We start from the raw sequence: 18,861 nt of genomic DNA on the forward strand, positions 1-18,861 counted from the left end.
GGGAATGGGTCAAATGCCAATGCAAGGTGGAATGCCGCCAATGTACGGAGGAATGGGTCAAATGCCGATGCATGGAGGAATGCCGCCAATGCACGGAGGAATGGGTCAAATGCCGATGCAAGGTGGAATGCCGCCAATGCACGGAGGGATGGGTCAAATGCCGATGCATGATTGCGGATGCCGCGATGTCTCAGCACCTGTTGGTCATCAGCAGCCTCATTCTTTAAATGAGTGGATGTTCATGCAACAAACAAATCCACGCTCTTTTTAATAAATCCTTTACCCTAGATAAAAGGGATGTATTTTTGGATCTTTAGTATAAATATAGAATTTTATTAATTGAAACGTCATGAGAAAAAGAATAGTTCTTACTCTTTTTCCATGACATTCAATTTTTTGAAAATATTAATCACATCTTTTGGGTGTTTTCTTACATAAGAGAGTTTGGTAGAGTTTTTTAAGTATAAATACAGGGAAAAGAAGGCAAAAGCTCTATATTAAAGGGGAAAGGGTGTTTTTAGAATGATATTAGAAGTCACAGCTGCAACCTTGCATGATGCTAAAGTTGCCCAGGAACATGGTGCCGATCGTATAAGTCTTGTAACTGGAATCGGTGAAGGCGGCTTAACCCCAAGCCACGGTTTGATGAAAAAAGTGAAAGAAACGATACATATCCCAATATTTGTGATGATTCGTCCACATAATCAATCTTTTCAATATGATGAAGATGATTTGCAAACAATGATTGAAGATATTCACTATGCAAGAGAAATTGGCATTGATGGAATTGAAATTGGCTGTTTAACAGAAGACAAAATTATCGATGAGCAAGCTTTAAATCGACTGCTGGATGCGGCAGGAGAAATGAACGTAACGTTCCACTTAGCATTTGATGAAATCAGTGATCAAGAAAAGGCGCTTGAAACGCTTTTAAGCTATAAGCAAATTCAGCGTGTCATGACTTCAGGAGCGGATAAAAGTGCGCTAAACGGTATTCCTCATATTAAAAAGCTGTTAAGAAGAATGAAAGATAAAGATATTATTTTAATCGGGACAAAAGGGCTGAAGCCTGAAAATCTTCAAGCGTTCTTATCCGTTACTCCCGTGAAAGAAATTCGTATTGGTTCAGGGGTTCGAGTAAATTGTCAATATACGAAACCGCTTGACCCAAGGAGTGTAAAAGCTGCAAAAGAAACGATGAATAAGCAAAAGTAACAGAAGTGCTACAAGAAATTGTAGCACTTTTTTATTTGGAAATAGAAAGGGACTTATTACATAGTTTTCCCTAATTGGAAAACAACATAAAACTCTTTTAACCCTTGATACATAAGAGAAATACTGAGTTTTTGCGACTGTAGAGTGAAATAGGAATAATTTCATATTTTCAGAATAATTATTGACAGTGATAATCATTATCATTTATTGTTGTAATTGTTAATGAAAATCATTATCAATTGAACAAACAGGAGGATATGATATGTCAACGTCAACGAAACAACTTACATCAAACGAAATGCTGCTTGCTATGCAAAATGAACGAGAATCCAATGCAAGATCTTATCCTAGACGCCTTCCTATTGCGATTAAGCAGGCAAAAGGCGCCGTGATCACGGATATGGATGGAAAAGAGTATATTGATTGTTTAGCAGGAGCCGGCACACTTGCTCTTGGTCATAACCATCACGTAGTTCATGAAGCAATTCAAGACGTTTTAGCAAAATCTATTCCTTTACATACATTAGATTTAACAACGCCTGTAAAAGAAGCTTTTATCGATGAAGTGTTCGCTAGTTTGCCGGAAAATTTCGCAAACAAAGCGAAAATTCAGTTTTGCGGTCCCACTGGAGGAGACGCAATTGAAGCGGCTTTGAAACTTGTGAAAACAGCAACAGGCAACCGAACGATTTTATCTTTTCAAGGGGGATATCACGGCTCCACACACGGAACATTAAGCATCAGCGGTACAACAAGTCCAAAAAAGCACATTCATGCGCTAGTGCCAGATACACATTTTTTACCCTACCCATATGAATATCGCTGCCCTTTTGGCGTAGGTGCTGAAGGACACACGTATATTAGTACATATATTGAAAATATGCTGGATGATCCTGAGAGCGGAATTGTTACTCCTGCCGGTGTTGTAGTAGAAATTGTACAAGGAGAAGGAGGCTCTGTTCCAGCACCGATTTCATGGTTAAAAGAGCTTCGTCGAATTACAAAAGAACGAAATATTCCGCTTATTGTGGATGAAGTTCAAACTGGAATTGGACGAACAGGAAAACTGTATGCATTTGAGCACGCTGATATCGAACCAGATGTATTAGTACTGTCTAAAGCAATTGGAGGAAGCCTTCCATTATCCGTTGTTCTGTATGATAAAAGGCTTGATCAATGGGAAGCAGGTGCACATATCGGCACCTTTAGAGGAAATCAGCTTGCAATGGCTACAGGACGGGCTACTCTGCAATTTATAAACCAAGAAAACTTACCTGCGCATGCTCACGAGTTGGGAGCCTACATTCAAAGCCAGCTAAGACATATTCAAAAGCAAGTATTGTCGATTGGAGATGTACGCGGAAGAGGTTTGATGCTGGGTGTTGAAATCATCGACGCGACAAAGCCGGCTAATAAAATCGGCAGTCATCCTGCAAACGGTGAGTTAGCTAAGCTGATTCAAAAAGAATGTTTTGACAGAGGCGTCATTTTAGAAGTCGGTGGAAGGCATGGTGCTGTTATTCGTTTGCTTCCTCCATTAATTTTAACGAAACAACAAACGGATGAAATATTAACGAAATTTGAAGAAGCGGTAAAAGCAGCAGAAGAGAAGTGGGTGAATAAATAGAATGGCACCGTTTGAAAAGTGGTTTTTATCATCATCAAAGGAAAGCCTCGAGAATTATGAAGCGATGATAGGCGGAATGACTGAGATGATCAAACGTCACTACTATGAATTAAAGTCCGCTTATACTCACATCGACGTTGAAGAGCTGTCAAACTTAGTCAATCGTTCTGTCTATTTTAGCAAGCACGAACAGCCGCTAGAAGATTTATTTGATAGCGTACAAGCAGTAGTGATGAATCATTCGCTTCATATTTCGCATCCCGGAGCAATGGCGCACTTGCATTGCCCTCCGATTATACCCGCTCTTGCTGCGGAAGTGATGATTTCTGCTTTGAATCAATCTATGGACTCGTGGGATCAAAGTCCGGCAGCTACGTATATAGAAGATAAAGTGATTGATGAGTTAACACAACAAATTGGTTATCCAAGCTCATCTTCAGGCATTTTTACAAGCGGAGGAACGCAGTCAAATTATATGGGACTACTGCTTGCTCGTAATGAATATTGCCATTCTGCCTTTTCAATGGATGTTAGTAAAGAAGGCTTACCGTTCCAAGCTAAAAAACTGCGGATTTTCTGCTCGGAAAAAGCGCACTTTACGGTGCAACAATCTGCAGCTCAGCTTGGGCTGGGCATGCGTGCAGTGGTGAGTGTAAAGTGCAATGAGCAGCATGAAATGGATATAAAAAGCTTAGAAGAAGCAATACAGGAAGTGAAAGCTCAGGGCAACCTTCCCTTTGCTATTGTAGCAACGGCAGGTACAACAGATTTTGGCAGCGTAGATCCTCTTTTTGAAATAAGTGAGCTTGCTAAAAAAGAAGGGCTCTGGCTCCATGCTGACGCCGCTTATGGAGGAGCGCTGCTATTTTCGCATAAATATCGTGAACGCTTAAAAGCTCTTGAACGAGCAGATTCTATTACGATGGATTTTCATAAATGGTTTTATCAGCCTGTAAGCTGCGGAGCATTTTTGCTGAAAAATTCAGCTATGTTTAAACACATTCAGCTTCATGCAGATTATTTAAATCCTGAAGAAGATGAGCATGTGCACTTAGTAGACCGCAGCATTCAAACGACAAAGCGGTTTGACGCCTTGAAGCTCTGGCTTACTTTCGGTGCAGTAGGTGCAAATGAATACGGAGAAATGGTTGACCACACGATTGAAACTGCTAAGCAAACAGCTGACTACTTACAAAAACAAAGGAATGTAGAAGTGTTAAATGACCCTTATATGAACGCGGTTGTCTTTCGCTATGTACCAGATATTTTATATAGTGATTGTCAAAAGCAGCAGCATTATGAAAATAGGTTGAATCAGCGTATTCAGCAGCACTTATACGAAAAAGGCACGTTTATCATGGCAAAAACAAAGCATAAAGAACGAGTCTATTTAAAACTAACGATGTTAAATCCTATGATTACATTTGATTCTGTTGTCACTCATTTAGAGGAAGTTGTTGCTTTAGGCAAACAGTTTGAGAAAAAGGAGGAGCGATTACGTGAACGCTCAGTTATCGGCCAATTTTATTACGATGCAAAACATTATTAATTGCTATATTCGAGAGACAGGTAAGGGAGTATGGGAGTCCGTTTCAGAAATAAAAAGTGAGGAAACGCTTGTTCTTAGATTAGAAAAACAGCCGGTAACTCTTTACTTTCCAGTAAAGTACCGCTCAGCCACCGGACGTCACTTGTTCTTTTCGAACTTTTCTTATCGTATTCAGCAAGAGGAGATTAAGAAGTTAGATATCGTCACTCTTTTGGCCTTTCTTTTAAAAGAAGTAACGGATCATTTAGTACAAGTAAATGAGCTAATTATACGTGTTCTATTAAGCTATGAAAATATGAAATTATTCATTGAAAAAAGGCAGAAAGAGTTAGAGACGTGCTATAAATGGGACAAAACGTTCTTAGAATCTGAACAGTCCCTGCTTATTGGGCACCAGCTGCATCCAACACCTAAAAGCCGCCAAGGGATATTACCTGAAGAAGAAGAGGTATTTGGACCTGAAGTGAACGGGGAATTTCAGCTTCATTATTTTAAAGCGCATGCATCTCTCGTTGCAGAACAGTCCGCTGGAAATCAAACCGCTTCACAGCTTATTAAAGAGCAGCTGAAAAAAGATAAGACGGTTTCTGAAGAATTCATACATTCTTATTGCCAAGCGGACGATTATTCACTTATACCTATGCATCCGCTGCAAGCTCGTTATCTTTTAGGAAAAGAAGAAGTGTGCCAATGGATTCAAAAAGGCAGGCTTGCTTATCTAGGGCCACACGGTCAGCCGTTTTATCCGACTTCGTCTGTTCGAACCGTATACAGTAACAATGCAGATGTGATGTACAAATTTTCCATTCCGGTAAAGATCACTAATTCACTGAGAGTGAACAAACGCAAAGAATTAAGCAGAGGGGTAGAAGTTAGCCGTTTATTGCAAAAGGGATTACAGGCGGAGCTTCACGAAAATCATCCGGCTTTTCAAGTAATTGAAGACCCTGCTTACATCACGCTTGGAGAAAAGGAGCTTGGATTTGAAGTTATGATTCGAAGCAATCCTTTTCAAGGTAAGCAAGGGGATCGTACAACACTTCTAGCCAGTTTGTGTCAAGATCATGTGTTTGGAGAAGCTTCTCAAATTGAAAATATTATTCATCACATTGCTGCAAGTGAAAATAGCACGACTGAAGATGTAAGCAAGCGCTGGTTTAAACGCTATTTAGACGTATCTTTTCATCCTATGATGTGGCTTTACACTCAAAAAGGAATTGCGCTGGAAGCTCATCAGCAAAACTCCGTTATTAAACTTGATGAAAACGGATATCCATCGGTGTTTTACTACCGCGATAACCAAGGCTATTACTTTATGAAATCAAAGGAACAAGAGCTTCGCAAGCTGCTTCCTTTCTTAAACGGAGAAAGCGATACGGTCTGTGATGACGCTGTAGCAGAAGAAAGATTTCGTTATTACGTATTTTTTAATCATATTTTAGGATTAGTTAACGCTTTTGGTGCAGCTGGCCTCACTCAAGAATCAGATCTGCTATTGATTTTGCGACAAGAGATCGAGATGTACAAAGAAAAAGATCATACAGGGCTTGTTTCATCAATGTTAGAAGAGAAAGTGCTTCCTTGCAAAGCCAACTTCTTAACGCGCGTTCATGATATGGATGAGCTGGTAGGATCTCTTGAAACACAGTCTGTTTATGTAAATGTCGAGAATCCATTGTTCGAATCTGTAGGTGTACGTGTATGAAATCAGCCTTGCAAACGCAGTATCCATTTATGATTCAGCAAAAGGAGCAGAGCATTACCTTTCGCTCTGTTTCTTTTGCAAAAGATTTCGAACGGCTGTACAAGTGGATGCATGAACCGCATGTTATTCCGTATTGGAATTTAAATATTTCAAAACAGGCGTACGAGCAGCATTTAAAAACATTTCTAGCTGATTCTCATCAAAAGCTGCTAATCGGAGAAATTGATGGTGTACCTATGAGCTATTGGGAATCTTATATGGTTGAAGGTGACATAATCAGTAACTATTATCCTTATGAAAAAGGAGATCAAGGAATTCATTTATTGATTGGAGAACCTGCTTTTTTAGGAAAAGGCTATATTTATCCGCTCCTTCTTAGTTTGCTAAAGCATAAGTTTAACGTAGCAGACACTGCTAAAGTAATAGCGGAGCCAGATAGACGAAATGAAAAAATGATTGCAGTATTTAAAAAATGCGGGTTTCAATTCATGAAAGAAGTGTCGCTGCCTGATAAAACGGGTGTACTGATGAAATGTGAAAGAGAAGTATTTGAAAGAAGGTGGAGCGAATGGAACAACGGGACATTTTAGACGTAATTGGAGTAGGAGTTGGTCCATTTAATTTAGGATTAGCCGCTTTAATTGATAAAAAAGATTTTACATATAAATGTTTTGAACAAAAGAATGAGTTTAATTGGCATCCAGGAATGCTTTTAGAAGGGACAACACTTCAAGTGCCGTTTATGGCAGATGTGGTCACGATGGTGGATCCGAAGAGTCCATACACGTTCTTAAATTATTTGCATGAGCATGAGCGCTTGTATCAGTTTTATTTCTTTGAAAAGTTTCATATTCCGAGAAATGAATACAATCACTATTGCCGCTGGGTAGCGAGCCAGCTGAGTGGGCTTGAATTTAACAGCACAGTAAAAGAAGTAAAAATGCATGAAGACGCTAAGCCTTACTACGAAGTAACAGTTGAAAAAGAAGGAAAGCTTTATACCTATTACAGCTATCATCTTGTTACTGGAGTAGGTACGCAGCCCGTAGTGCCAAGAGACTTTCAAACAGTGGCAAGCGATACGTTTTATCACTCCGCTCATTACAAAATGAAGCGTCAGCAAACGCTGCAGGCTAAAAGCATAACCGTAATTGGCTCTGGTCAAAGTGCAGCTGAAATTGTCTATGATTTACTTCAACAGCAGCCTGAGTTTGAGTATAAGCTGAATTGGTATACGCGCTCAAAAGGTTTTTATCCAATGGAATATTCAAAGCTTGGCCTTGAACATTTTTCACCGGATTATACCCGCTATTTTTACAGATTGCCCGAAGAGAAAAAAGAGAGCGTTTTACGAAATCAAGCTCTCCTCTATAAAGGAATAAGCTTTGAAACAATCGGGAATATTTATGATTTGATTTACGAACGAACAATTGGAGGAAAAGAAGTGCCTCTAACGATGCGCGCGCTTACGGAACTTGCAGGTGTTGAAAAGATAAACGATACACATCTTCTGACTCTCCACCAATACGAGCAGGACTCATTTGAAAAAGAAGAAAGTGAAATTGTCATTATGGCTACTGGCTATCATGCAAAAGAGCCTGCTTTTATGGAAGGTTTAAAAGAACATGTACTATTCGATGAAAAAGGCCAGCTGAAGATTAATGAATGCTATCAAGTTGAGATGAAGAAGAAAGGAGCCCCGCTATTTGTGCAAAACGGAGAGCTTCATACACACGGAGTTGGAGCACCGGACTTAGGTTTAGGCGCTTATCGCAATGCTGTTTTAATTAACCAAATTGCAGGCAAAAGCGTGTACAAAATATATAAAAATACTGTTTTCCAAAAGTTCGGATTTTAAGAAATGATTTCTGCGCGTTTTGTTTTTATCTGCTTGTTTATGACCATGACGTCAGAAGTATTATTATCACCATTTTATCCACAGTATTTTACACATGCATTTCATGTAGATGGAGTGGCGATGACGTCTTTTTTCATTATTTGCTGCCGGATTGTGGTCATTGTTATGACACCTTTATGGGGAATGCTGTTTAAGAAATGGAACGTAAAATATGTAGTTGTAACGTCACTTTTAATGACGGCCTTAATTAAAGTCATTTTGAGCAAAGTTTCTACTTTTTATGGATTTTTAGCTACTTCCTTAGTGCTGCTCCTATTTCAAAGCAGTTTATATCTTTTGTACCCCTATTTAGTAGGCCACATGAAAAAAGGACAGAAAAAGGCAAGTGCTGCAACAACGTATGTATTTATTGTTCATACGGCTATTATTGTCGCTAGCTTGTTTGGAAGTACGGTTATTGCATGGGAAATGCCGCTTAACGTATATCAATACTTTGCTTTAATTGATATGGTACTGGCCGTATGGCTCTTAACAAGAAAAGCATTACCTTTAAAAGCAGAAAAAACGCCATCCATTCAAAGCATAAACGAGCCCATCTTTTTTTATTTGCTGGCGATTTTCTTTTTTTACCTTGGGCACAATGTCATTCGCCCTTATTTTACATTGTTTACACATGAAACATATGGCATGAGCAGTCAAGGCAGCGCTTTGCTGTATGCGATGCCGAGTATTATGGCGATTGTCTTAAAGCTTACGGTACCTACCAAACTATTGAACGGCAACGTTATACCGCTTTTTTATGGCATAACGGGTGCTAGTGTTTTGGTGCTGTGTTTGCAGGCATATGCTGATCATCTCAGCGTGTTTATTATCAGCCGAATTTTATATGGAGCCGGGTTTTATCTCAGCATGGTTATACTGGATATCTATTTATTTCGAAAAAGTAAAGAAGCGGCTGCTTACTATTACAGCTGGCTTATTGCTGTTCAAAATATCGCTCTGCTGATTGCACCGATTTTAGCATTAGAAATCAGCAAAGTGGATTTGGCATTTCCTTTAGTAGCGGGAGCAGCTGCTTTGCTAGCTGCTAGCGCTGTAATGCCGCTGCGTAATAAAACAATCCCTATTCTAAGACAAGTAAAGGAGAATGAAGGATGAAAATCAAAGAAACGAATCTTTCTGTATTTAATAAGCAATCATGGGAAAAAGCAAATCGACAGCTTTTAGCTAAAATGCTGCAGGAATTCATGTATGAACATATTATTGAGCCGAAACAACTGCAAAAACAGGGTGCGATTGCTATGTATCAATGGGAAGACCATCGGGGCGTTACGTATACATATCAAGCGAAACAGCGAATGTTTGATAGTTTTTCTGTACTGCCAGAAAGTATTAAACTAACATCTCAAACGTCAAACCCCACATTTTCAGAAGCACTGCAGCTGTTAATTAGCTTATCTGAAGACAAAGGAATGTCTAGCTCAACTGCAGGCCACTTAGCAAAAGAATATTTTCATACATTAGTAGCAGATTTGCATTTGCAAAATCGAAAATCAGCTGATGAATTAGCAGATATGGATTATGCAGAGCTAGAAGGTGAAATGACGGGGCATCCTTGGATTACGTATAATAAAGGGCGCATTGGGTTTGGTTATGATGACTATCTTCGGTTTGCGCCCGAGCAAAAACAAGAAATTCAGCTTTCGTGGATTGCTGTAGAGAAGCAAATTGCTTCATTTCATTCGTTGGATACCCTTGGTTTTGACGATGTCATGAAGAAGGAGTTAAGCGCTGAGACGCTAGCTGAATTTGAAAAAGAGTTAACAAGCCAAAGTCTTTTACCTGCGGACTATTATTATATTCCCGTCCATGAATGGCAGTGGCTGAACGTAATTGTTCCTTTATTCGCTGAATACATTGCAAATAATTTAATTGTTCCTTTAGGAGAAGGGCAGGATCAATACTTGCCTCAGCAGTCGATTCGTACATTTGTGAATACAACAAATCGAGATAAGTATCACGTAAAGCTTCCAATGAGTATATTAAATACGCTTGTGTACAGAGGCCTTCCAAGTGAGAGGACGGTCATTGCTCCTCAAGTCACTCAGCATATAAAAGGCATAAGAGATCGTGATACGTTTTTAAAAGATACGTGCAAAGTAGGACTTTTAGGAGAAGTGGCTACGTTAAACGTCACTCAGCCGACGTTCGCTTCTATTAAAAATGCGCCTTATCAGTATCTAGAGATGCTTGGAGTCGTTTGGCGTGAAAGCATTTATCAAGAGCTAGAAGAAGGAGAGCATGCGATTACGCTAGCTGCGCTATTACATGTTGACGGTCAAGGGAAGGCTTTAGTTTCGTCATATATTGAAAAGTCAGGCTTAACTCCTAACGAGTGGATTAATGCGCTAACCAGCGCTGTGTTGCCGCCACTACTTCATTACTTGTATCAATACGGCACTGTATTTTCCCCGCACGGTCAAAATACGGTACTGGTTCTTAAAAACAACAAGCCGGTTCGAATTATTATGAAAGATTTTGTAGACGACGTGAATATTAGCGATCAGCCGTTTGAAGAATTGCAGCAGCTATCTTTTGAATTAAAAGAAGTGCTGCGCAGCGAAGAGCCAGAAGGATTGACGCAGTTTATTTTAACAGGGTTATTTGTTTGTCACTTCCGCTATTTAGCAAGCATCTTAGAAGAGCATGAAGGTGTAGAAGAAGAGGACTTTTGGAAAAGTGTACGAGCAGAAATCTTGCATTATCAAGCATCATTTCCACATTTGAAAAAACGATTTGAATTATTTGATTTGTTGCGTCCAACGATTACGAAGTTAACGTTAAATCGAAATCGAATGTTGGACTACGGATACGAAGATGACGGAGATCGTCCTCACGCAAGCGAATATGGTACGGTGAGAAATGCCTTGCATGAAGTGAGTGAAAAAGCCGTGCAATAATAAGGAAAAGCCGCTGGTGTTGTACTAGCGGCTTTTTTATGGTTAATTCTAAAGCAGGAAGCTAAGGGGATGAGCAGCAGCACTTTAGGAAACACTCATTTTATGTATGTGTAGAACGTAAAGATCAGTGAATGAACGATTTGATGGAGTAGATGGTAGAACAACAAATACGCAAGCTGAAGCAAACGTTTCGGCTTTCTTTTGTCAAAGCCTTATTTCAATGTCGCATCGCTACAAGGATAATGGTACAATTGTCTGTATATTTAAAAAAAGAGAGGGAATTACATGAAATCGCATATTCAAAAACATTTAACTTCATATAAAGAGAAATATAAAAACCGAGGTCGGCTGCTAATTAGCTGTCCGGACAAACCGGGTATTGTAGCCGCTGTGTCTACGTTTTTACATGAGCACGGTGCAAATATTGTAGAATCAAGTCAACATTCAACAAACCATGAAGGCGGCATGTTTTTTATCCGTTTCGAATTTGAATGTGAGGATTTATTAGCTAAAGAAGTAAAGCTAGAAGAAAGCTTCAAAAAGATTGCCGATAGATTTTCGATGAACTGGCAGTTTACATATGCTCATAATTTGAAAAAAACAGCTATTTTTGTGTCAAAAGAGCCTCACTGTCTGCTAGAGCTGCTGTGGGCGTGGGAAAGCGGAGACTTGATGACAGACATCGCTGTCGTTGTAAGCAATCACGAAGATGCGCGCGAAGTAGTTGAATCGTTTGGCATTCCATTTAAGCATATACCAGCGACAAAAGACATTCGTCAAGAAGCAGAAGCAAAACAGCTTCAAGTATTAAAAGATTATGATATTGATGTAATTATCTTAGCGCGTTATATGCAAATTTTAACGCCGACCTTTGTGGCTGAAAATCCGTATCGCATTATTAATATTCACCATTCATTCTTACCGGCATTCATTGGAGCACGTCCATATGAACGTGCATATCAACGAGGCGTAAAATTAATTGGTGCTACGTCTCACTATGTAACGGACGACTTGGATGAAGGACCAATTATTGAACAAGATATTGAACGCGTGAATCACCGTGATGATGCGGATGACTTAAAGAAAAAAGGCCGCTTAATTGAACGTACGGTGCTTGCACGCGCTGTGAAATGGCACTTAGAAGACCGCATTTTAGTGCATGAAAACCGCACAATTGTATTTAATTAACAAAGATTAAGCTGTTAAAAAGTAGTTTAGCCGAAGGAAGATCCGAACGATGAATCGAGATTCTTGAGAGAGAATGAAATTCGTTCGGATTTTTTTATGGTCATGGTAAACGTAGGTTTCATTAGGTCTCATTCTCGTTTTTTTTTCGGGGAAATCGCGTACCTACATGATAAAGAACTTTTCTATATGAGCTGAGATTTAGTTGTTTACTTAGCCCGTGAACACTTATACAATAGAAAAGGACTTTTTAATAAAGGAAGTGTCGGAAGTGAAACAATATCTTGAACTTTGCGAGCATGTGTTAGCAAATGGAACAAAAAAAGAAGATCGGACAGGAACAGGTACAATTAGCACATTTGGCTATCAAATGCGTTTTAATTTACAAGAAGGTTTCCCGGTATTAACGACAAAAAAACTTCATTTGAAATCAATTATTCATGAACTGCTTTGGTTTTTACAAGGAGATACAAACGTTAAGTATTTACAAGATAACGGCGTGCGCATTTGGAATGAATGGGCGGATGAAAACGGCGAGCTTGGCCCTGTATATGGTCATCAATGGCGTTCATGGCCAACGCCGGACGGCGAAAAAATTGATCAAATTACAAATGTTATTAATCAAATCAAAAACAATCCTGATTCGCGCCGCTTAATGGTAAGCGCCTGGAATGTATCTGATGTAGACAATATGGCTTTGCCACCTTGTCACTGCTTATTTCAGTTTTATGTAGCGGACGGCAAATTGTCTTGTCAATTGTATCAGCGCTCAGCTGATATTTTCCTAGGCGTACCGTTTAATATAGCTTCATATGCGCTGCTTACAATGATGGTGGCACAAGTGTGTGATTTAGAGCCGGGTGATTTTGTTCATACGTTTGGTGATGCGCATATCTACAGCAATCACATCGAACAAGTAAACCTGCAGTTGACGCGCGAGCCTCATGCATTACCAAAAATGAAAATCAATCCAGACGTAAAATCAATTTTTGACTTTAAATTCGAAGACTTTGAGTTAGTAGATTATAATGCGCATCCTCACATTAAAGGAGCTGTGAGCGTATGATTTCCCTCATTGTCGCAATGGATCAAAATAGGCTGATTGGTAAAGAGAATGATTTGCCATGGCGTCTTCCGGAAGATTTAAAGTATTTCAAGCGCATCACAACGAGTCATACGATTGTAATGGGAAGAAAAACATTTGAATCAATTGGACGACCGCTCCCTAATCGCGAAAATGTGGTTCTTACGCGTCAAAAAGATTATCAGCAAGAAGGAGCAACCGTTATTCATTCAGTTGAGGAACTAGAAGCATTAGATGCTGAAAAAGAAGACGAGCTCTTTGTGATTGGTGGAGCTACTCTGTATGAGCAAACATTAGACGTTGCAAACCGACTTTATATTACGCATATTGAAGAATCTTTTGACGGCGATACACATTTTCCTGCGATTGATTTGAGCGAATGGAAAGTTATTTCGAAGCAGCAAGGAATTAAAGATGAAAAAAATCCCTACACGTATTATTTTACCGTATACGAGCGAAGCTGATTTCCCTTATTAAAAAAATGCGGGTCTGGGACAAAAGTATGGTAGTTGAAGAAAGATCCGAACGATTCATCGTTCGGATCTTTCTTTGTGATGGTGAACGTAGGTTTCATGTCTGTAGGTGCTTTTAGCAGTTGATTGGAGGGCAAGGCGAAGACCCAGGCGGGAGCAGCGGAAGCAATGAGGAGGCTCACCGCCCGCGGAAAGCGAAGTCTTGCACGGAAATCAACTGCGGTGTAAAAACCGATTCATATTAGACGTCTTTAGGTGAGGTCTATTTCGTTATGTCTCAATCTCTTTTTATATTGATTTTAATTGCTTCATCATTTCGTGAAAAGCGGCTGTGCTAACAAACTGTTCAGCGCTCCAGTTTGCTTCAATCCATTGAATCAGCTCGCTTGGTGTATTAAAAACTTCTCCGCTTGTATCTGCTTTGCGAAGCATATATCTACCGTTTTCTTCATCTGCCGTTACTTCGCAGGGAATAGCACTTTCATAACTTTGAAGTGAAAACTCCATTTATTCCACAACCTTTCTTAATTTATACCTGTTATAGCATCAGCTGCATGTAGAAAGTATGGGCAATTTTGTAAGTCTATTTAGCGTTTGCTAAACATATGTAAAGTATGTGGACAGTAAAATAGTTGGAAAAGTTTTTTTAGTCATTATTAATTAAAAATAATGATTTTTCTAAATTTTATGTGATATAATGTACAAATTAATAATGGTAGAAGAGGAAGGAAGTTGGTTATGAAACAACAAGTAGATAATCGAACAAAACACGTACATTTAGAGGACATCATGATTGCAAATCAATTGATTAAAGATGTTGTTGTGCATACACCACTACAGCGTAATGACGTTTTGTCTGAACGATATGAATGTAATATCTATTTAAAACGTGAGGATTTACAGGTGGTGCGCTCATTTAAAATCCGCGGTGCGTACAATCGAATCAAAAAGTTATCCCCAGAAGAATTAGAAAATGGAATTGCCTGTGCAAGTGCAGGAAACCACGCACAAGGTGTAGCGTATGCGTGCCGTCATTTAAATATCGATGGTAAAATCTTTATGCCGAGCACAACGCCACGCCAAAAAATTAATCAAGTGAAATTTCTAGGCAAAGATAACGTAAAGGTCGTGCTAATCGGAGATACGTTTGATGATTCTTATGAACAAGCTATTGTATGCAGTGAAGAGGAGCATCGAACATTTATTCATCCATTTAATGATGTAGACGTTATTGCAGGACAGGGTACAGTAGCCGTTGAAATGTTCAATGACTGTGAAGATGAAATTGACTACGTATTTGCGGGTATCGGCGGGGGCGGATTAATTTCCGGTGTCGGCACATACGTAAAAAGCATCTCGCCTCAAACAGCTGTGATTGGGGTAGAACCAGCAGGCGCGCCTGGTATGCAGACATCTTTAGCAAATGGAAATGTAGTGACGCTACCGGCAATCGATCCATTTGTAGACGGAGCGGCTGTTAAAACAGTTGGAACGCTTCCGTATGACATCAGTAAAGAGCTTGTGGACGATATTGTAGTTGTTCCTGAAGGCAAGGTTTGCACAACCATTTTATCTCTATACAATGAAAATGCGATTGTAGCAGAACCAGCAGGAGCTCTTTCGATTGCTGCTCTTGACTCATACCGTGAGCAAATTAAAGGAAAAACGGTTGTTTGCGTCATCAGCGGAGGCAACAATGACATTGGACGTATGCAAGAAATCAAAGAACGTTCGATGATTTATGAAGGATTACAGCATTATTTTATCGTTAACTTCCCTCAGCGCGCAGGAGCTCTTCGTGAATTTTTAGACGAAGTGCTTGGACCGACAGACGATATTTCGCGCTTTGAGTATACGAAAAAGAATAACAAAGACAGCGGGCCTGCACTTGTGGGAATCGAGCTTAAGCATAAAGAAGATTATTATCCACTAATTAATCGTATGGATAAAAAAGGATTTCCTTACACAGAAATTAATAAAGAAAGCAACTTGTTTCACTTATTTATTTAAATAGAAGGTCGTTTTAAAAAGGAATGCTTCATCAACTGTCGAATAAGTTGATGAAGCATTTTTATTTTAAAAAATATTTGTGTTTTCTTTTTATTTTATCAAGACAGAAAGTACCTCAAGCATTATAATAAAATAAACGGGTAAAAAGAGGGTTGATCGCCTTGCTATTAAAAAGCCTTGAATTTAAACATGTCAGTGGTCAAAAAGTAAAAATTACTGAAATTCCAGTTTTAGAGGAAAATAGCACGTTTCGGTTCATGTTATCTGCAAAACTTGATTTATTTATTAGACAAATCACGAACGAATCAGTTCCGAAGCAAACCTACTCGTTTCAAGAATATTTAAAACGCGTGCTGAAATGGAAAGATTACGAACAGCTCTTTAAGTCTCATGTATTAAAGCATAATGCATAAACGTAAAAGTTGACTTTTCTGAATATTTCAGCAGAGTCAACTTTTTTTGTTGATCTAAAAGGTTGAACATGCATTTTACGAATTAGCAAAACTTGCATTCTATTATAACTATATTGTCGTAAGCGTTCATGTTATACTAGTTTGCAATGCATCTTATAGGGGTGAACACATGTCGAAAATTAAAGTGGTAACGGATTCAACAATTGATTTAACGTTGGAAGAAGCTGAAAAATACGGTATTGAGATGATACCTTTATGTATTAATATTGATAATGAAACATATTTGGATCGCGTGGAATTAACGCCGACAGATTTTATTGAAAAAATGAAAAATTCAAAAGAATTACCAAAAAGCTCTCAGCCGGCTATTGGTTCTTTTGTTGAAGTATATGAACGATTAGTGAGTGAAGGGTATGACGTCATTTCCATTCATATGACTGGAGGAATGAGCGGAACCGTTCGAGCAGCTGAAAGCGCGGCTCAAATGGTGGAAGGAAATATCACCGTTGTCGATTCTATGTACATTACAAAAGCTCTTTCGTTTCAAGTCTTTGAAGCGGTGAAAATGATTGAAGAGGGGCATACGGTAGAAGAAATTGTCGCGCGCTTGGAAGAGGTGCGTCAAAATACGAATCTTTTTGTCGTAGTCGATACGCTTGAAAATTTGGTTAAAGGTGGACGTATTGGACGTGGAAAAGGGCTAATCGGTTCTCTTTTAAATATTAAGCCAATTGCTTCCCTAGCTGACGGAGTATACACTCCTGTTGCTAAAGTGCGCAGTCATTCTCAAATTGTTAAGTTTTTAACGAAGCAGTTCGAAGAGCATACAGAAGGAAAAAGTATTAAAGGAGTAGGGCTTGTACATGCAGATGGACTTGGGCTCGCTTCTAAGCTAAAAGAATCAATCGTGAAGGCAAGAGGCTATACGCAATTTTCGATTGAAGATACGACGCCTATTATCTCGACGCATACGGGTATTGGTGCAATTGGTTTTATGTATTTTGCTGAATAAAGTGAGTTGCTTTTTGCAAGTCACTTTTTTGGCTTTCTCTTTTTTGGAAAAAGAAGAAAGAGAAGTGGACGAACGTGTGATATAATAGAATCAACTTTCTACCAGCGAATGCTGTGCTGGTTACTATTCTTTTGAATCCGGAGTATACCGATGAAAAAATATATTCGAAATTTGAGTGTGTTTAACAAAACGGTTTTATTTTCTACTTTAATTGTAGTTGCCCTTGGAGTCATTTCTTTAGCCATTAGCTATCAAGTTCAAAAAAAAATGGCGAAAGAGACGTTAACGCAGCATGTGTTAATTATGGCCGATTTATGGAGGGAGTCTTTATCTAAACAAGACGTAATAGCAGCAGTGGATTCAAGGAACGGGCCGATTCCTGAAAAAGACGAGCTAGAAAAGCAGTTCAGAAAGATTTATGAATTGCATCCGTCGTACTTGCAGGGATATATTATGACGACCGAAAAATTCAAATCGCATGGAAATAAGATTATCGTAACAGCGAATAAGAAAATTAAGCAATCGCTAGAGCCGTCCATGATTTATTATGGGGGAGAAGAATTTTACAAATCATTTAAGGAAGCAGAACGAAAAAAGAAAAATATCGTAACATCTACATACAAAGACGAATTCGGGACGTGGATAACCGTTTTATCGCCTATTACAAACAGCTCTGGAAAAGTTGTGGCTATTCTTGGTGTAGATGTAGATGCAAGCGCTATCTATATCTATCAAAAACGTTTAATTGTGTCTTTGGTCGTTGCGTTTACGCTTCTGTTTACCTTCATTATTGTGATTCAAGACTGGGGACTAAGGCGATTAATGTCGCCCCTTGGGGAATTAATAGAAGGAATTCAAGCGGTGAGTCAAGGGAAATTTGATGTGAAGCTGACACACGAAGATGATTCTGAGTTAGGGAATGTACACACAAGATTTAATGAAATGACCGAGCGGCTGCAGCAGCTTTTTCATCAAGTGTCAGTAACAAAAGAACACCTGAATGTAGAAACAGATCTCAGTCATACAAAAGACGGAATTACCAAAGCGATTGATGAATTGGAAGTTATTATGGAAAAAACGAGGATGCAAAAGGAATTGCAGCGAGCGGAGAAAATGAATGCAATTGGCCAATTAGCTGCTTCTGTAGCGCATGAAATTCGAAATCCTATGACGGTGGTAAAAGGGTTTTTGCAGCTGTTTCAAGATAACACAAAGCTTTCAAATACTGAATTAAGTTACATTCATCTTATGATTAATGAAATGGACAGAGCAGAAGCGATTATTCATGACTATTTATCGTTAGCCAAGCCGGATGTTCACCAGCATCGTTTTATTAACTGCTTGGAGTGTATTACAAGCTTAGTAGATTTATTATCTTCTTATGCTTTATTAACAAACAATATACTCATAGAATTAGACGCAAAAGAAGAGATGTATGTTCGCGGCAGCCGAAACGAATTGAATCAAGTTCTGCTTAATATTATGAAAAATGGAATTGAAGCCATGAGAGCTGGAGGAACGCTTCGAGTGGGGCTTTACAAGCGAGAAGGGCATGTACATATTCAAATTGAAGATACTGGTATAGGCATGACCTGTGAACAAGTGAACCGGCTAGGAACAGCGTTTTATTCTTTAAAAGAAAAAGGAACAGGGATTGGTCTGATGGTTTCTTATCAACTTGTGGAACAAATGAATGGAAGAATTGAAGTGGAAAGCATACCAGGAAAAGGTTCAACGTTTATCTTGATTTTCCCTAGCTATGACTAAACT

The 18,861-nt window shown here is 39.0% G+C and carries 17 protein-coding genes and 1 pseudogene; 17 read left to right on the forward strand and 1 reads right to left on the reverse strand.

Going from position 1 to position 18,861, the window contains the following annotated elements; genetic code table 11:
- The 13 genes and pseudogenes from ACH0CI_RS04185 to ACH0CI_RS04245 all read left to right on the forward strand — a co-directional run.
- Positions 1–271, forward strand: a pseudogene (locus ACH0CI_RS04185) (hypothetical protein); the annotation flags it as partial.
- 251 nt (positions 272–522) lie between these two features.
- Entirely contained in the window at positions 523–1,215 is a 693-nt protein-coding gene (locus tag ACH0CI_RS04190; RefSeq protein WP_406900898.1) for a copper homeostasis protein CutC, read from the forward strand.
- 262 nt (positions 1,216–1,477) lie between these two features.
- Positions 1,478–2,842: an aspartate aminotransferase family protein gene (locus ACH0CI_RS04195; protein WP_406900899.1), complete on the forward strand. Its 1,365-nt coding sequence runs from the start codon at positions 1,478–1,480 to the stop codon at positions 2,840–2,842.
- A gap of 1 nt (position 2,843) precedes the next feature.
- Complete coding sequence (locus ACH0CI_RS04200; RefSeq protein ID WP_406900900.1) at positions 2,844–4,391, forward strand: pyridoxal phosphate-dependent decarboxylase family protein; 1,548 nt, start codon at positions 2,844–2,846, stop codon at positions 4,389–4,391.
- Positions 4,342–6,096 (forward strand): IucA/IucC family protein, encoded by a 1,755-nt coding sequence (locus ACH0CI_RS04205; protein WP_406900901.1) that lies wholly within the window; start codon positions 4,342–4,344, stop codon positions 6,094–6,096. The genes ACH0CI_RS04200 and ACH0CI_RS04205 overlap by 50 nt, the downstream gene beginning before the upstream one ends.
- On the forward strand, positions 6,093–6,686 hold the full coding sequence (locus ACH0CI_RS04210; protein WP_028415137.1) for a GNAT family N-acetyltransferase: 594 nt from the start codon (positions 6,093–6,095) through the stop codon (positions 6,684–6,686). The genes ACH0CI_RS04205 and ACH0CI_RS04210 overlap by 4 nt, the downstream gene beginning before the upstream one ends.
- Entirely contained in the window at positions 6,665–7,954 is a 1,290-nt protein-coding gene (locus ACH0CI_RS04215) for a lysine N(6)-hydroxylase/L-ornithine N(5)-oxygenase family protein (RefSeq protein WP_406900902.1), read from the forward strand. The genes ACH0CI_RS04210 and ACH0CI_RS04215 overlap by 22 nt, the downstream gene beginning before the upstream one ends.
- Positions 7,955–7,957: 3 nt before the next feature.
- A complete protein-coding gene (locus ACH0CI_RS04220) occupies positions 7,958–9,112 on the forward strand; it encodes an MFS transporter (protein ID WP_406900903.1) in 1,155 nt (384 codons plus the stop codon).
- Entirely contained in the window at positions 9,109–10,914 is a 1,806-nt protein-coding gene (locus tag ACH0CI_RS04225) for an IucA/IucC family protein (protein WP_406900904.1), read from the forward strand. The genes ACH0CI_RS04220 and ACH0CI_RS04225 overlap by 4 nt, the downstream gene beginning before the upstream one ends.
- Positions 10,915–11,199: 285 nt before the next feature.
- On the forward strand, positions 11,200–12,102 hold the full coding sequence (purU, locus tag ACH0CI_RS04230) for a formyltetrahydrofolate deformylase (RefSeq protein WP_406900905.1): 903 nt from the start codon (positions 11,200–11,202) through the stop codon (positions 12,100–12,102).
- Between the two features lie 268 nt (positions 12,103–12,370).
- Positions 12,371–13,165: a thymidylate synthase gene (locus tag ACH0CI_RS04235; RefSeq protein WP_013058746.1), complete on the forward strand. Its 795-nt coding sequence runs from the start codon at positions 12,371–12,373 to the stop codon at positions 13,163–13,165.
- Positions 13,162–13,647 carry a dihydrofolate reductase gene (locus tag ACH0CI_RS04240; RefSeq protein WP_028415131.1) on the forward strand — a complete coding sequence of 162 codons (486 nt, stop codon included), beginning with the start codon at positions 13,162–13,164 and terminating at the stop codon, positions 13,645–13,647. Before ACH0CI_RS04235 ends, ACH0CI_RS04240 begins: the two co-directional genes overlap by 4 nt.
- Positions 13,648–13,778: 131 nt before the next feature.
- A complete protein-coding gene (locus ACH0CI_RS04245) occupies positions 13,779–13,901 on the forward strand; it encodes a hypothetical protein (RefSeq protein ID WP_406900906.1) in 123 nt (40 codons plus the stop codon).
- 43 nt (positions 13,902–13,944) lie between these two features.
- Here ACH0CI_RS04245 and ACH0CI_RS04250 read toward each other — a convergent pair whose 3' ends face one another.
- Complete coding sequence (locus tag ACH0CI_RS04250) at positions 13,945–14,163, reverse strand: hypothetical protein (RefSeq protein WP_155007689.1); 219 nt, start codon at positions 14,161–14,163, stop codon at positions 13,945–13,947.
- A gap of 231 nt (positions 14,164–14,394) precedes the next feature.
- Between ACH0CI_RS04250 and ilvA the strand changes: the two genes are divergently transcribed.
- From ilvA to ACH0CI_RS04270, 4 genes are all read left to right on the forward strand, one after another.
- Positions 14,395–15,666, forward strand: a complete 1,272-nt coding sequence (ilvA, locus tag ACH0CI_RS04255; RefSeq protein ID WP_074677131.1) for a threonine ammonia-lyase IlvA — start codon at positions 14,395–14,397, stop codon at positions 15,664–15,666.
- A gap of 161 nt (positions 15,667–15,827) precedes the next feature.
- Positions 15,828–16,079: a YpmP family protein gene (locus ACH0CI_RS04260; RefSeq protein ID WP_013058743.1), complete on the forward strand. Its 252-nt coding sequence runs from the start codon at positions 15,828–15,830 to the stop codon at positions 16,077–16,079.
- Positions 16,080–16,248: 169 nt separating this feature from the next.
- Positions 16,249–17,091 carry a DegV family protein gene (locus tag ACH0CI_RS04265; RefSeq protein ID WP_028415129.1) on the forward strand — a complete coding sequence of 281 codons (843 nt, stop codon included), beginning with the start codon at positions 16,249–16,251 and terminating at the stop codon, positions 17,089–17,091.
- Between the two features lie 150 nt (positions 17,092–17,241).
- Positions 17,242–18,858, forward strand: a complete 1,617-nt coding sequence (locus ACH0CI_RS04270; protein ID WP_406900907.1) for an ATP-binding protein — start codon at positions 17,242–17,244, stop codon at positions 18,856–18,858.
- Positions 18,859–18,861: the final 3 nt, after the last annotated feature.

The sequence above is a fragment of the Priestia sp. 179-F W1.4 NHS genome, assembly GCF_045369295.1.
In the GTDB taxonomy this organism is placed as follows: domain Bacteria; phylum Bacillota; class Bacilli; order Bacillales; family Bacillaceae_H; genus Priestia; species Priestia zanthoxyli.

What these genes read in the sequence shown, in the direction of transcription:
- ACH0CI_RS04195 (WP_406900899.1), top strand. Translation starts at nt 1,478, where the DNA reads ATGTCAACGTCAACGAAACAACTTACATCAAACGAAATGCTGCTTGCT.
- ACH0CI_RS04250 (WP_155007689.1), bottom strand. Translation starts at nt 14,163, where the DNA reads ATGGAGTTTTCACTTCAAAGTTATGAAAGTGCTATTCCCTGCGAAGTA.
- ilvA (WP_074677131.1), top strand. Translation starts at nt 14,395, where the DNA reads ATGAAACAACAAGTAGATAATCGAACAAAACACGTACATTTAGAGGAC.
- ACH0CI_RS04190 (WP_406900898.1), top strand. Translation starts at nt 523, where the DNA reads ATGATATTAGAAGTCACAGCTGCAACCTTGCATGATGCTAAAGTTGCC.
- ACH0CI_RS04200 (WP_406900900.1), top strand. Translation starts at nt 2,844, where the DNA reads ATGGCACCGTTTGAAAAGTGGTTTTTATCATCATCAAAGGAAAGCCTC.
- ACH0CI_RS04215 (WP_406900902.1), top strand. Translation starts at nt 6,665, where the DNA reads ATGGAACAACGGGACATTTTAGACGTAATTGGAGTAGGAGTTGGTCCA.
- ACH0CI_RS04265 (WP_028415129.1), top strand. Translation starts at nt 16,249, where the DNA reads ATGTCGAAAATTAAAGTGGTAACGGATTCAACAATTGATTTAACGTTG.
- ACH0CI_RS04220 (WP_406900903.1), top strand. Translation starts at nt 7,958, where the DNA reads ATGATTTCTGCGCGTTTTGTTTTTATCTGCTTGTTTATGACCATGACG.
- ACH0CI_RS04240 (WP_028415131.1), top strand. Translation starts at nt 13,162, where the DNA reads ATGATTTCCCTCATTGTCGCAATGGATCAAAATAGGCTGATTGGTAAA.
- ACH0CI_RS04225 (WP_406900904.1), top strand. Translation starts at nt 9,109, where the DNA reads ATGAAAATCAAAGAAACGAATCTTTCTGTATTTAATAAGCAATCATGG.
- ACH0CI_RS04210 (WP_028415137.1), top strand. Translation starts at nt 6,093, where the DNA reads ATGAAATCAGCCTTGCAAACGCAGTATCCATTTATGATTCAGCAAAAG.
- ACH0CI_RS04270 (WP_406900907.1), top strand. Translation starts at nt 17,242, where the DNA reads ATGAAAAAATATATTCGAAATTTGAGTGTGTTTAACAAAACGGTTTTA.
- purU (WP_406900905.1), top strand. Translation starts at nt 11,200, where the DNA reads ATGAAATCGCATATTCAAAAACATTTAACTTCATATAAAGAGAAATAT.